Source organism: Pseudomonas sp. B6002 (assembly GCF_013385985.1).
Lineage (GTDB): Bacteria > Pseudomonadota > Gammaproteobacteria > Pseudomonadales > Pseudomonadaceae > Aquipseudomonas.
Map to the genome: position 1 here is coordinate 109,792 of NZ_JACAOY010000005.1, position 13,055 is coordinate 122,846.

The 13,055-nt window shown below is 61.2% G+C and carries 12 protein-coding genes; 6 read left to right on the forward strand and 6 right to left on the reverse strand.

Annotation, left to right across the window (positions count from 1 at the left end; genetic code table 11):
- Window positions 1-155 precede the first annotated feature (155 nt).
- Complete coding sequence (locus HX792_RS06790) at window positions 156-1,619, forward strand: glyceraldehyde-3-phosphate dehydrogenase (RefSeq protein WP_176995347.1); 1,464 nt, start codon at window positions 156-158, stop codon at window positions 1,617-1,619.
- A 162-nt stretch (window positions 1,620-1,781) separates the two neighbouring features.
- Here the strand turns inward: HX792_RS06790 and HX792_RS06795 are convergent, their stop codons facing one another.
- Both HX792_RS06795 and HX792_RS06800 read right to left on the reverse strand, forming a co-directional pair.
- Window positions 1,782-3,080 (reverse strand): MFS transporter, encoded by a 1,299-nt coding sequence (locus HX792_RS06795; protein WP_176995348.1) that lies wholly within the window; start codon window positions 3,078-3,080, stop codon window positions 1,782-1,784.
- A 257-nt stretch (window positions 3,081-3,337) separates the two neighbouring features.
- Complete coding sequence (locus HX792_RS06800; protein WP_176995349.1) at window positions 3,338-3,880, reverse strand: chalcone isomerase family protein; 543 nt, start codon at window positions 3,878-3,880, stop codon at window positions 3,338-3,340.
- 234 nt (window positions 3,881-4,114) lie between these two features.
- Here HX792_RS06800 and sthA point away from each other — a divergent pair, with 234 nt between their 5' ends.
- Complete coding sequence (sthA, locus tag HX792_RS06805) at window positions 4,115-5,509, forward strand: Si-specific NAD(P)(+) transhydrogenase (protein WP_176995350.1); 1,395 nt, start codon at window positions 4,115-4,117, stop codon at window positions 5,507-5,509.
- Between the two features lie 42 nt (window positions 5,510-5,551).
- Here sthA and HX792_RS06810 read toward each other — a convergent pair whose 3' ends face one another.
- Both HX792_RS06810 and HX792_RS06815 read right to left on the reverse strand, forming a co-directional pair.
- Window positions 5,552-6,274 (reverse strand): glycerophosphodiester phosphodiesterase, encoded by a 723-nt coding sequence (locus tag HX792_RS06810; RefSeq protein ID WP_176995351.1) that lies wholly within the window; start codon window positions 6,272-6,274, stop codon window positions 5,552-5,554.
- A gap of 44 nt (window positions 6,275-6,318) precedes the next feature.
- Window positions 6,319-6,903 carry a PilZ domain-containing protein gene (locus tag HX792_RS06815; RefSeq protein ID WP_176995352.1) on the reverse strand — a complete coding sequence of 195 codons (585 nt, stop codon included), beginning with the start codon at window positions 6,901-6,903 and terminating at the stop codon, window positions 6,319-6,321.
- Between the two features lie 94 nt (window positions 6,904-6,997).
- Between HX792_RS06815 and HX792_RS06820 the strand changes: the two genes are divergently transcribed.
- The 3 genes from HX792_RS06820 to HX792_RS06830 are packed head-to-tail and all read left to right on the forward strand — an operon-like array spanning window position 6,998 to window position 10,242.
- Entirely contained in the window at window positions 6,998-8,248 is a 1,251-nt protein-coding gene (locus tag HX792_RS06820; RefSeq protein ID WP_176995353.1) for a lipoprotein-releasing ABC transporter permease subunit, read from the forward strand.
- Between the two features lie 7 nt (window positions 8,249-8,255).
- Window positions 8,256-8,939: a lipoprotein-releasing ABC transporter ATP-binding protein LolD gene (lolD, locus tag HX792_RS06825; RefSeq protein WP_176995354.1), complete on the forward strand. Its 684-nt coding sequence runs from the start codon at window positions 8,256-8,258 to the stop codon at window positions 8,937-8,939.
- Between the two features lie 58 nt (window positions 8,940-8,997).
- On the forward strand, window positions 8,998-10,242 hold the full coding sequence (locus HX792_RS06830) for a lipoprotein-releasing ABC transporter permease subunit (protein ID WP_176995355.1): 1,245 nt from the start codon (window positions 8,998-9,000) through the stop codon (window positions 10,240-10,242).
- A gap of 84 nt (window positions 10,243-10,326) precedes the next feature.
- Here HX792_RS06830 and HX792_RS06835 read toward each other — a convergent pair whose 3' ends face one another.
- Both HX792_RS06835 and HX792_RS06840 read right to left on the reverse strand, forming a co-directional pair.
- Window positions 10,327-11,667: a heavy metal sensor histidine kinase gene (locus tag HX792_RS06835; RefSeq protein ID WP_176995356.1), complete on the reverse strand. Its 1,341-nt coding sequence runs from the start codon at window positions 11,665-11,667 to the stop codon at window positions 10,327-10,329.
- On the reverse strand, window positions 11,664-12,344 hold the full coding sequence (locus tag HX792_RS06840; protein ID WP_176995357.1) for a heavy metal response regulator transcription factor: 681 nt from the start codon (window positions 12,342-12,344) through the stop codon (window positions 11,664-11,666). Before HX792_RS06840 ends, HX792_RS06835 begins: the two co-directional genes overlap by 4 nt.
- A gap of 156 nt (window positions 12,345-12,500) precedes the next feature.
- On the opposite strand from HX792_RS06840, the gene HX792_RS06845 reads away from it, so the two are divergent.
- Complete coding sequence (locus tag HX792_RS06845; RefSeq protein WP_176995358.1) at window positions 12,501-13,022, forward strand: plastocyanin/azurin family copper-binding protein; 522 nt, start codon at window positions 12,501-12,503, stop codon at window positions 13,020-13,022.
- Window positions 13,023-13,055: the final 33 nt, after the last annotated feature.

Consider the following 13,055-nt stretch of genomic DNA (forward strand, 5'->3'; position numbering starts at 1 on the left):
TCACGCTGGCAGCCAACTAGGTGGCCTTCTGGAGCCCGCGTATTTACTGGGCTGCAGAGGGGTGTCAATTTTTCGCAAGCACTTTTTGTTGCCTGTGGCGCATTGCTCCGAGGGCGACCGGGCGGCATAATGTAGCCCCTTTTTTCTGCCCCTACATGTGGAAGGTTCCCGTGACTCAGAAGCCCGACCAGTGTCTTGGTGAATGGATCGACCGTGAAGCGCTCGCTGAAGCGATGATTCCGCTTATCGGTCAGCTGTACCGCAATAACAATGTGGTGAGCTCGATCTATGGCCGCAGCCTGATCAACCAATCAGTCATCGCGATTCTCAAAGCCCACCGCTTTGCTCGCCATCGCTCCGCCGACGACAGCGAACTCTCCGTCCACGAAACATTCCCCCTGCTCAAGGCCATGAGCGAGCTCAAGCTCGGCGCGGCTTCGGTAGACCTGGGCAAGCTGGCCTACAAGTTCCGCAAAGAAGGCGCCGGCCGTACCGCCGAGCAGTTCGTGCGTGAAGAAATGGCTGACGTGGTTGGCCAGCAAAACGCCGCAGCCCGCAAAGGCACCGACGTGGTCCTCTACGGCTTCGGTCGTATCGGCCGTCTGCTGGCGCGCATCCTGATCGAAAAAACCGGTGGCGGCGACGGCCTGCGCCTGCGTGCCATCGTTGTGCGCAAAGGCGCCGAGAACGACCTGACCAAACGCGCAAGCCTGCTGCGTCGCGATTCGGTACACGGCCCGTTCAACGGCACCATCGTCATTGACGAAGAAAACAACACCATCACCGCCAACGGTAACCTGATCCAGGTGATCTACGCGAAGAACCCGACTGAGGTGGACTACACCCAGTACGGCATCAAGGACGCCCTGCTGGTGGACAACACCGGCGTATGGCGTGATGCCGACGGCCTGGGCCAGCACCTGGCCTGTCCGGGTATCGACCGCGTTGTCCTGACCGCACCGGGCAAGGGCAAGCTGAAGAACATCGTTCACGGCATCAACCATGGCGAAATCACCGCTGACGACAAGATCGTGTCCGCCGCTTCCTGCACCACCAACGCCATCGTGCCGGTGCTGAAAGCTGTGAATGACAAGTTCGGCATCGTTAACGGTCACGTTGAAACGGTCCACTCGTACACCAACGACCAGAACTTGATCGACAACTTCCACAAAGGCGATCGCCGTGGTCGTAGCGCCGCGCTGAACATGGTCATCACCGAGACCGGTGCTGCCACCGCTGCTGCCAAGGCCCTGCCTGAGCTGGCTGGCAAACTGACCGGTAACGCGATCCGTGTGCCGACGCCAAACGTGTCGATGGCCATTCTCAACCTGAACCTTGAGAAAGCCGCCACCCGTGAAGAGATGAACGATTACCTGCGCTACATGGCGCTGCACTCCGATCTGCATAAGCAAATCGACTTCGTCAACTCGCAGGAAGTGGTGTCCACCGACTTCGTAGGCTCGCGCCACGCCGGTGTGGTGGACGCCGAGGCGACCATTACCCAGGACAACCGCGTTGTCCTGTACGTGTGGTACGACAACGAGTTCGGCTACAGCTGCCAGGTGGTTCGCGTGATGGAAGACATGGCCGGGGTCAACCCGCCGTCGTTCCCGCGCTAAGCATCAGCGCTGAATGAAAAAGCCCCGACTGGTTCGGGGCTTTTTTATGCCTGTGGGATTTGTGTTGATTGGTAGGGCCTCATCGCCGGCAAGCCAGCTCCCACATTTGGATCTGTGAATACCTTCAAATGTGGGAGCTGGCTTGCCTGCGATGACGGCTCATCAGGCGCCACCTACCACCGAAGCCTGCGCGGTCCGCAGCTCATGCCGATTGCCTTTAAACAGCACCAGCGTCGCAATCAACCCCAACACCGCCGCGCCACTCAACCAAATCCCCGGCGCCGCCTTGTTGTCCAGCACATGGATCAGGTAGGTACACGCCGCCGGCGTAAACCCACCAAAGGTCGCCGTCGCCAAGCTATAGGCAAGAGAGAACCCGGTGGTACGCACTTCCACCGGCATGATCTCGGTAAGCGCCACCACCATCGCGCCGTTGTACGAGCCGTACAGGAACGACAGCCACAACAGCACGATCAGCAGGTGGCTGAAACTCGGGTTGACCACCAGCCACGACAGCGCTGGGTAAGCCGTAAGAATCGCCAGAATCGTCGCACCCAGCAGCAGGGGCTTACGCCCGATCTTGTCAGACACCGCCCCCATCACCGGCAACCAGATGAAGTTGGAGATGCCCACGCACACCGTCACCAGCAGCGCGTCGAAGTCCGACAGGTGCAACTCGGCCTTGCCGAAGGTCGGGGTGTAGGCGGTGATCAGGTAGAACGACACGGTGGTCATCACCACCAGCGCCATGCCCGCAATGACTACGCCGAAGTTCTGACCGATAGAGCGGACGATTTCCTGCAGGGTAGGGCGGTGCTTGCGCGCCTGGAATTCAGGGGTTTCTTCCAGGGAGCGGCGAATCACGAAGATCACCGGCACGATCAGGCAGCCGATCAGGAACGGTACGCGCCAGCCCCAATCGCCCATTTGTTCGGGGCTGAGCCAGTGGTTCAGACCCACGCCCAGCAAACCGGCGAACACCACCGCGGCCTGTTGGCTGGCAGACTGCCAACTGACGAAGAAGCCTTTGCGGCCGGCCGTGGCGATTTCCGCCAGGTACACCGACACACCGCCCAGCTCGACGCCGGCCGAGAAGCCCTGCAGCAAGCGGCCGAACAGCACCAGCAGCGGTGCGGCGACGCCAAGGGTGGCGTAACCGGGCACGCAGGCGATAAGGATGGTACCGGCGGCCATCAGGGCCAGGGTGATCACCAGGCCTTTCTTGCGGCCGTGACGGTCGATGTAGGCGCCGAGGAAGATGGCGCCGAGTGGGCGCATGAGGAAGCCGGCGCCGAAGGTCGCCAGGGACAGCATCAGGGAGGCAAAGGCGCTGTCGGTGGGAAAGAAGGTCTTGGCAATGGCCGTGGCGTAGAAGCCGTAGACCATGAAGTCGAACATTTCGAGGAAGTTACCGCTGACAACGCGAAAAATCGCTTTGCCTTTGCCCGTAGAAGTGGACATGTCATTCACTCATCTTGGCTATCTTATTAGTGATTCCCTGGTCGCTGTTCGTCCTTGCGGTGTTTTGTAACCATATGTGTATTGGCCACTACCCGCAACAGAAACCGATAGCAAGCTGACTAAATGCCAATGATGAAAACCTTGTAGGAGCTGGCTTGCCAGCGATAGCGGTGTGTCGGTTAAAGAGTATCCGCCTGACGATCGCTATCGCTGGCAAGCCAGCTCCTACAGAGGGTTGTGGTGGTTTTGGGAGGTGATCAGTTGAGGAGGGCTTTGCGCAGGCTATCGGACAGGCCCTTGGGCGCGAGCCAGATGCCTAGGTAAGCCTTTGCCAGCTCGTCGTTGCGACTGCTGAACACCACCTGGTCATTGATCTCCAGGTCCAGGCCGCGTCCGGGACGAAAATCCAGGGCGTAGCGGTCGCCGCTGCGGATGTCGCGGAAACTGGCATGCAGTTGATCCAGTTCAGGCTTCAAGCGGGCGAGGGTGGCAGCGGTCTGCTGGCGTTCGAGGGCGGTGGTGGCGGCCTTGATCACGTCGCTGCGGTCGATGTCGCGAAAGTAGTACAGCGCCAGGCGCAGGTCCTTCTGCTCGTCCCAGGCCTGTTTGGCACTGAGGTTGGATGGGGCGTACAGCGCAGCGGCGTACACATCGGCCCAGAGATAGACCAGCACGGCCTGGTTCTTCAGCGCCAACGCGTGGGATTGGGTGGGGAAGTTGGCCTGCTTGAGGCGGTCCGCTTCACTGGCCTGCACCGTGATCGACAACATCAGCAATAAACAGAAAACGACATGCCGCATAATGGCTCGTCCTGCAAAGGTGCGTGCCGACAGTGTAATTGCAATTTCCTAAGCGTGTAGTTAAGGCAATACTGGCCTACGACGCGACCAAGGGTTAATGTGCGCGGCGTTGAGCCTTATATAGACTGTGCCCCGGTTCACACACTTGAGCCAAATTGTCCTTCATGACCGCTGGCCGCGGCATGATTTAGCCCGGCGTCCAACCGTACGCCTGGCCTGTTCTGAGGAGTACGCATGGCTGTCTACAACTACGACGTGGTGGTACTGGGTTCCGGCCCGGCTGGAGAAGGTGCGGCGATGAACGCCGCGAAGGCAGGGCGCAAGGTGGCGATGGTCGATAGCCGTCGCCAGGTCGGCGGTAACTGCACCCACCTGGGTACCATCCCGTCCAAGGCCTTGCGTCACTCAGTGCGCCAGATCATGCAGTTCAATACCAACCCGATGTTCCGGGCCATTGGTGAGCCGCGCTGGTTCTCGTTCCCGGACGTGCTCAAGAGCGCCGAGAAAGTCATCTCCAAGCAAGTGGCCTCGCGCACCGGTTACTACGCGCGTAACCGTGTCGACCTGTTCTTCGGCACCGGCAGTTTCGCCGACGAGCAAACCGTTGAAGTCGTGTGCCCCAACGGTGTGGTCGAGAAATTGGTGGCCAAGCACATCATCATCGCCACCGGTTCGCGCCCGTATCGCCCGGCCGATATCGATTTCCACCACCCGCGTATCTACGACAGCGACACCATCCTGAGCCTGGGCCACACCCCGCGCAAACTGATCATCTACGGCGCCGGCGTGATCGGCTGTGAATACGCCTCGATCTTCAGCGGCCTGGGTGTGCTGGTGGAGCTGGTGGACAACCGCGACCAATTGCTGAGCTTCCTCGACTCGGAAATTTCCCAGGCGTTGAGCTACCACTTCAGCAACAACAACATCACCGTGCGCCACAACGAAGAGTACGAGCGGGTCGAAGGCCTGGACAACGGGGTGATCCTGCACCTCAAGTCCGGCAAGAAGATCAAGGCCGACGCCTTGCTGTGGTGCAACGGCCGTACCGGCAACACCGACAAGCTGGGCATGGAGAACATCGGGGTCAAGGTCAACAGCCGTGGCCAGATCGAGGTGGACGAGAACTACCGCACCTGCGTGCCGAACATCTACGGCGCCGGCGACGTGATCGGCTGGCCGAGCCTGGCCAGTGCCGCCCATGACCAGGGCCGTTCGGCCGCTGGCAGCATCGTCGACAATGGCAGCTGGCGTTATGTAAACGACGTGCCGACCGGGATCTACACGATTCCCGAGATCAGCTCCATCGGCAAGAACGAGCACGAACTGACCAAGGCCAAGGTGCCTTATGAAGTGGGCAAGGCGTTCTTCAAGAGCATGGCGCGTGCGCAGATCGCCGGTGAGCCGCAAGGCATGCTGAAGATCCTGTTCCACCGCGAGACCCTGGAAGTCCTCGGCGTGCATTGCTTCGGCTACCAGGCGTCGGAGATCGTGCACATCGGCCAGGCCATCATGAACCAGCCGGGTGAGCAAAATACCCTCAAGTATTTCGTGAACACCACGTTCAACTACCCGACCATGGCTGAAGCCTATCGCGTAGCGGCCTACGACGGCCTCAACCGGCTTTTTTGAGCGGCTCCGGCCGGTGGCCTGAGCCGGCCGGGGAGACCGATTTCAGTAATTCTCGAGGGTGGCAGTGGCCAAACCGGGAAAGTCTGTAATCAGGCTATCTACGCCGAAGTCGGCGAGCCTGCGCATCAGCGCAGGTTCGTTGACCGTCCACACGGACACGTGCAAGCCCTGGCGCTGGGCTTTTTCCAGACGCTCAGGGGTGCACAACGTCCAGTTCAACGCCAGAATCTCACAGCCGTAGTTTTGCGCGACCTTCAGCGGGTCGAGCCAGGCGTATTCGGCAACCAGGCCGCGTGACAGGTCCGGGGTGAGTTCAACCGCCGCTTTCAGCACTTCCCGCGAACTTGAAGTCACGGTGACTTTGTCCATCAAGCCATGGCGCACGGCCATCTCGCGAATCGCCAGCACGGTGGTTGCGGCGCGGGTGCGCGAAGCGCTTTTGACTTCCAGTTGCCAGTGATCGAAGTCGCACTGTTCGAACAGCTCTTCCAGGCGAGGGATCGGGCAGGGTTTGACCCATCCCGGGCCGCCTTTGCGTGCGTCCATCTTCACCAGGTCCGCCGCCGAGTACTCGACGACTTTGCCGCGCCGGTCGGCGGTGCGCTTGAGGGTTGGGTCGTGGATGACCATCAGCTCGCCGTCCATGGACAGGTGCAGGTCCAGTTCGCAACGGCGCACGCCGTGCTTGAGGCACTCCTGAAAGCTGGTCAGGGTATTTTCCGGTGCTTCGCCTTTGGCACCGCGATGGCCGTAAATCAGGGTCACAGTTGCTCCTATGCGCCAGGGTGTCTGGCGGGGTGAATACGTATTCAGGTGTCTTTGGCGTCGCTTTGTTCCCGCGCCAGGCGTCGTTCCTGGGCTTGTTTCTGCAGAATGTAGCGGGCGAGCAGTTGGCGTTGGGCGTCGGTCATGGACTCGAACTCCGTGCCTACGTCAAAACCATTGCCCTTGGGGTCGCAGTGGGTGACCCGTGCGCGCAGTAGCAGGCCCAGCGCCTGGGGCATCAGCACCAGCTTGACCGCCAGGTGCGCGCCGGTGGCGAGCGGGGTCGGGTGCTGGAAGTCGATGCCGCCTTCGGAAATGATCACCGGCTGCGGCGCGCCGACCTCATCCAGCAGGCCGCGAGCCATGATCTGGCTGAGCAAATCGAGGCGTTTGTTCTGCACTTTGAGGAACGCGGCCAGGCTGCGGTCCTTCTCGCTGATCTGGCGCAACAGGTGCTGGGCTTCGAATTCGCTGAGGTGCAGTTCGCTGAGCAGATTGAACAGCGGCGAATCATCCAGCAACACTTCCTTGCTCGCCGCTTCGGGGGTGGAGAGGCTTTTGATTTGAAGTGCGATCATGTCGTCGATACGGTAGTATTCGCGGCGTTCTTCTTCATCTAATGTCGACATGGCGAACCCCAGGTAACGGTGATGGTCAGAGTGTAAAGCTGCTTACCAGACCCCGCCACCGGGACGTCTTCTTTTCCTCCGAACAAGCCCCGACATGTTCAGACCTCTCTTCGTATTTATCGGCACGCGTTATACCCGTGCAAAGCGCCGCAATCATTTTGTGTCGTTCATTTCCTTGACCTCGATGATCGGGCTCGCCTTGGGCGTGGTCGTGATGATCGTGGTGCTGTCGGTGATGAACGGCTTCGATCATGAGATGCGCACCCGCGTGCTGGGCATGGTGCCCCACGCGACCATCGAAGGCGATGCGCCCATCAGCGACTGGCAAAGCCTGGCCGAGAAGGTCAAGCAGAACCCCAAGGTGCTGGCCGTTGCGCCGTTCACCCAGATGCAGGGGCTGCTGACCAATGACGGCAAGGTGCAGAAGATCCTGCTCAATGCCATCGACCCGGCCCAGGAGCGCAAGGTCTCGATCATCGACAAATTCATGCTCTCGGGCAAACTCGATGACCTGGCGCCCGGCGAGTTCGGCATCGTCATCGGCGACAAGGCGGCAGCCAAGCTCGGCGTGGGCCTGGGCGACAAGCTCACCTTCGTCGCCCCGGAAGTCACCGTGACCCCGGCCGGCATGTTCCCGCGCATGAAGCGCTTCACCGTGGTCGGCACCTTCCACGTGGGCGCTGGCGAGATCGACGGTTACCTGGGCCTCACCAATCTCACCGACCTGGCCCGCCTGCACCGCTGGCAGCCGGACCAGGTGCAGGGCCTGCGCCTTAAGTTCAACGACCTGTTCGATGCGCCGCGTGCCTCGTGGGAAATCGCCCAGCATTTGGGTGAGTCCCAGTACTACGCCCGCGACTGGACACGCACCCACGGCAATCTGTACCAGGCCATCCGCATGGAAAAAGCCATGATCGGCCTGCTGCTGTTGCTGATCGTTGCGGTGGCGGCCTTCAACATCATCTCCACGCTGGTGATGGTGGTGAATGACAAGAAGGGCGATATCGCGATTCTGCGCACCCTTGGCGCCACACCAGGGCAGATCATGGCGATCTTCATGGTGCAGGGCACCGTGATCGGCGTGGTCGGCACCTTGATCGGCACCGCCGTCGGCATTCTGGCTGCGCTGAATGTCAGCGCCGCCATCGCCGGCCTCGAAACCCTGATCGGCCACAAGTTTCTCAACGCCGACGTCTACTTCATCGACTACTTGCCGTCCCAGGTTCAAGCCCAGGACGTGTTGATGGTGGGCGGCGCCGCGTTGGTATTGAGTTTCCTTGCCACCCTGTATCCAGCCTGGCGCGCGGCACGTACCCAGCCAGCACAGGCCTTACGTTATGAGTGAATCGGGCATGAGTGAAAAAGCAATCCTGAGCTGCCGCAACCTGGGCAAATCCTACGAGGTAGGCCCTGAGTCGGTGGTGGTGCTGTCAGACCTGCAACTGGAGTTGCACCCGGGCGAGCGCGTGGCGATCGTCGGCAGTTCCGGTTCCGGCAAAAGTACCTTGCTGAACCTGTTGGGCGGCCTTGATACGCCGTCCAAGGGCAGCGTATGGCTGGCGGGTGAAGAACTGTCGGCCCTGGGCGAGAAGGCCCGTGGCCAGTTGCGCAACCGTTCGCTCGGTTTTGTGTACCAGTTCCACCACCTGCTGCCGGAATTCACCGCCCTGGAAAACGTGTGCATGCCGCTGCTGATCGGCAAGACCGCGATCCCGGAAGCCCGCCAGCGTGCCAAGGCGCTGCTGGAGCGCGTCGGCCTGGGCCATCGCCTGGAGCACAAACCGGCTGAACTGTCGGGTGGCGAGCGCCAGCGTGTGGCAATCGCCCGCGCCCTGGTGAACAACCCGGGCTTGGTGATGCTCGACGAGCCTACCGGCAACCTCGACTCCCACACTGCCCAGGGCATCAAGGACTTGATGCTGGAGCTGAGTACCCAGATGCGCACCGCGTTCCTGGTGGTGACCCATGACATGAGCATGGCTCGCCAGATGGACCGTGTATTGCACCTGCAGGAAGGTCATCTGGTCGCCATCTGACCTGTTTCAAGCCCGGTGCCAGGCACCGGGCTTTCTATTTTTCCAACGGTGCCCGCGAATGTTCAGACCGTTATCGATTTTCATCGGCACGCGCTATACCCGCGCCAAGCGCCGCAACCGTTTTGTCTCGTTTATCTCGATGACCTCGATGATCGGTCTCGCCCTGGGCGTGCTGGCGATGATCGTGGTGCTGTCGGTGATGAACGGCTTCCAGCGTGAAATGAGCTCACGCATCCTCGGCATGGTGCCCCACGCCACCATCGTTGGCGTGAACCCCATCGACGACTGGCAGCCGGTGGCTGCTGCCGCCATGAAGAACCCGGAAGTGACCGCTGCCGTGCCGTTCACGCAGATGGACGGCATGTTCTCCTACAAAGGTGCGATGCAACCGATCGAGATCAGCGGCGTCGACCCGGACCAGGAAGGCAAGGTGTCGATCGTGGCCCAACACATCGTGCGAGGCAGCCTGCAAGACCTCAAGGCCGGTGAGTTCGGCGTGGTCATTGGCGACATCACCGCGCGGCGTTTCCGCTTGAACGTGGGCGACAAGCTGACCCTGATCGTGCCGGAAATCAGCACTGCCCCGGGCGGCATCACCCCACGCATGCAGCGTTTGAACGTGGTCGGTATCTTCAAGGTGGGCGCCGAGCTGGACGGCTCCATGGCCCTGATCAACATGGCTGATGCCGCCGAGATCCAGCATTGGCAGCCCAACCAGGTGCAAAGCGTGCGTCTGGCGGTAAAAGATTTGTACGCAGCCCCGAAGGTTTCGGCAGACATTGCCGCCAGCTTGGGCGCGGCCTACAAGCCGGATGACTGGACCCACACCCAGGGCAGCCTGTTCAGCGCGATGAAAATGGAAAAGACCATGATCGGTCTGCTGTTGCTGATGATCGTGGCCGTGGCGGCGTTCAACATCATCGCTACCCTGATCATGGTCGTGAACGACAAGGGCGCGGACATCGCGATCCTGCGCACCATCGGCGCCACGCCCCGGCAGATCATGGCGATCTTCATGGTGCAGGGCACGGTGATCGGCATCGTCGGCACTTTGATCGGCGGCGTGCTGGGCGTGATTGCGGCGTTGAACGTGAGTGAGCTGGTGGGCTGGATGGAGCGGGTGACCGGCCAGCACATCTTCAGTTCGGACGTGTACTTTGTCAGCAACCTGCCTTCGGAGCTGCAGGGTGGGGATGTGGTACTGATCTGCACGGCCGGGTTTGTGTTGAGCTTTCTGGCAACCTTGTACCCGGCGTATCGCGCGGCGAAGATTGAGCCGGCGCATGCGCTGAGATATTCATAAGCCTTTAGACTGCTATCGCCGGCAAGCCGGCTACTACAGTGGATCGCGTTTTACCTGTAGGAGCCGGCTTGCCGGCGATGGCGATTAGGCAGGCAACTCAATAACAAACCGTGTCCACCCCACCCCAGACTCACAAAATATCCTCCCCCCATGGGCCCGCACGATCGATTGGGTGATCGCCAGCCCCAATCCTGCATGCTCACTGCTGCCTTCACGACGCGCCGGGTCCGCTCGGTAGAATCGATCAAACAACCTCGGCAGCAGTTCCGCTGGAATGCCTTTCCCAGTGTTCTCCACCGATAGTCTTACCCCGTCTTCAATGCGCACGCGCACTTCGCCACCGGGCGGGGTAAACCGCAGCGCGTTATCCAGCAAATTCGACAATGCCCGGCGCAACATCCCGCGATCACCCGTGGTGTGGGCCGTGCCCTCGCGCACCAGGCTGACGTGCCCGTCTTCCGCCAGCAGCGCGAAGAACTCCAGCAGCGCATCGACCTCATCCTCCAGCGCCAAGGTTTCGCGCTTGGGCACCAGCAAGCCGTGATCCGCCTTGGCCAGGTACAACATGTCATTGACCAGCTGCGCCATCCATTGCAGCTCTTCGAGGTTGCTGTGCAGCGCCTCACGGTAATCCTCCAGCGGGCGTGGCTGTGTGAGGATGACCTGGGTCTGGGTCAGCAGGTTCGACAACGGCGTGCGCAGTTCATGGGCGATGTCGGCAGAGAACGCCGAGAGGCGCTGGAAGGCATCATCCAGGCGGCCGAGCATGGCGTTGAAGGTTTGGGCCAGTTCGGCCAGTTCCACCGGCATTTGCTGCTGCGGCAGGCGCTGAGTCAGCGAATGGGCCGAGACGCTGGCAGCCACTTCACCCATGCGCCGCAAGGGTCGCAGCCCACTGCGTGCCGCCCAGGCGCCGAGCAGTGCGGTGGCCAGGGCCGAGAGCCCGACGGTGAGCCAGATCAGGTGCTGCATGCGTTGCAGGAAGTGCTGGTGGTGGGTGATGTCGAGCATCAGGGTGAGTTGCGGCGAGTCGGCTTGGCCGACTGTCAACGGTGTGTTGTAGACGCGATAGTCGGTGCCGGCATTTTGCAGGCTGTGCAGGCCGGGCGCCGTCGGCAGGGCGACATCCGGCGCGCCGTCGAACCAGCGTTTCCCGGCCGCTGTGATACGCAGGGCGAGGTCGGGTTGGCGGTTGAGTTCGGTGCGCAATTGCGCTTCTCGCTCGGCGAAAGACGCGGCGGAGTCGACTCCTTGCAGCGTGCTGCGCAGCGCCACCAGCTTGCTGTCGAGCAGTTGTTGATCCAGCTCGATAAAGTGCGCCTCGCTGGCATGGTTGAACAACACGCCTGCCAACAACGACACCACGGCGGTGCAGCCAGCAAACAGCAGTGCCAGGCGGCTGGCCAGGGACAGGCGCTTGATCAATTGAGGCGCTCCTCCAGCACGTAGCCCATGCCGCGCACCGTATGGATCAGCTTGTTGGGGTAGTGGTCATCGACTTTCAGGCGCAGGCGGCGGATCGCTACTTCGATGATGTTGGTGTCGCTGTCGAAGTTCATGTCCCACACTTGGGAAGCAATCAGCGATTTGGGCAGCACCTCGCCCTGGCGTCGCAACAGCAGTTCCAGCAGGGAAAATTCCTTGGCGGTGAGGTCGATGCGTTGGCCGTCGCGCTCTACGCGACGGCGGATCAGGTCCAGGCGCAGGTCAGCTAGTTGCAGCGCGGTTTCCTGGGGCGTGCTGCTGCCACGGCGCAACAGGCTGCGCACCCGGGCGAGCAGTTCGGAAAAGGCAAAGGGTTTGACCAGGTAGTCGTCGGCGCCCAGTTCCAGGCCATGGACGCGGTCTTCCACGGCGTCGCGGGCGGTGAGAAACAGCACCGGGATATCCAGGCCGGCACTGCGCACGGCCTGGAGAATTTGCCAGCCGTCGCGGCCGGGCAGCATCACATCGAGGATCAGCAGGTCAAAGTCGCCGGTCAGCGCCAGGTGCTGGCCCGTGATGCCGTCGGCCACCAGTTCGGTGGTAAAGCCAGCCTCGGCCAGGCCCTGGCGCAGGTAATGGCCGGTCTTGGGTTGGTCTTCGACGATCAGCAGTTTCATGGGCAGCTCTTGGCAACGGGTGACGACGAGCTTTATACCGTGGGTGGCAGGGCAGGGGCGCAACCTTACAAAGTTGTAATCTAGCAGTCAGCTGGCTGGCAGCGGCGCAATCTTAGAGTGCTCCCCTGGCCAGTCATACATTTTTGGAGAAGAGCGATGGCGTTGCGTACACCCCTGTTGTTGGCGGGTTGCCTGTTGGCGTTGAGTTTTGATGCGATTGCCGATGCTGCCCACACGTATTCGTTTGGCCAGCCGGCGACGGCCGATAAAGCCACGCGCACTGTGGAAGTGACGCTGCAGGATATTTCCTTTTCGCCCAAGTCCCTCGACGTAAAAGCCGGTGAGACGGTGCGCTTTGTGCTGGTCAACAAAGGCCAGTTGCTTCACGAATTCAACCTGGGCGACGCGGCGATGCATGCCGAGCACCAGAAAGAAATGTTGCAGATGCAGGCCAGCGGCATGCTCACCGCCACCGGCATGGGCAAAATGGACCACAGCGCCATGGGCCACGGTGAGATGGGCGGCATGAAGCATGATGACCCCAACAGCGTGCTGGTGGAGCCCGGTAAAACCGCCGAGCTGACCTGGACCTTTACCAAGGCCACGGGCCTGGAGTTCGCCTGCAACCTCCCGGGGCACTACCAGGCGGGCATGGTGGGCAAGCTCAACGTCGATTGATCCGGCAGCGTTTAGGCGCGGGGGCAAAGGCTG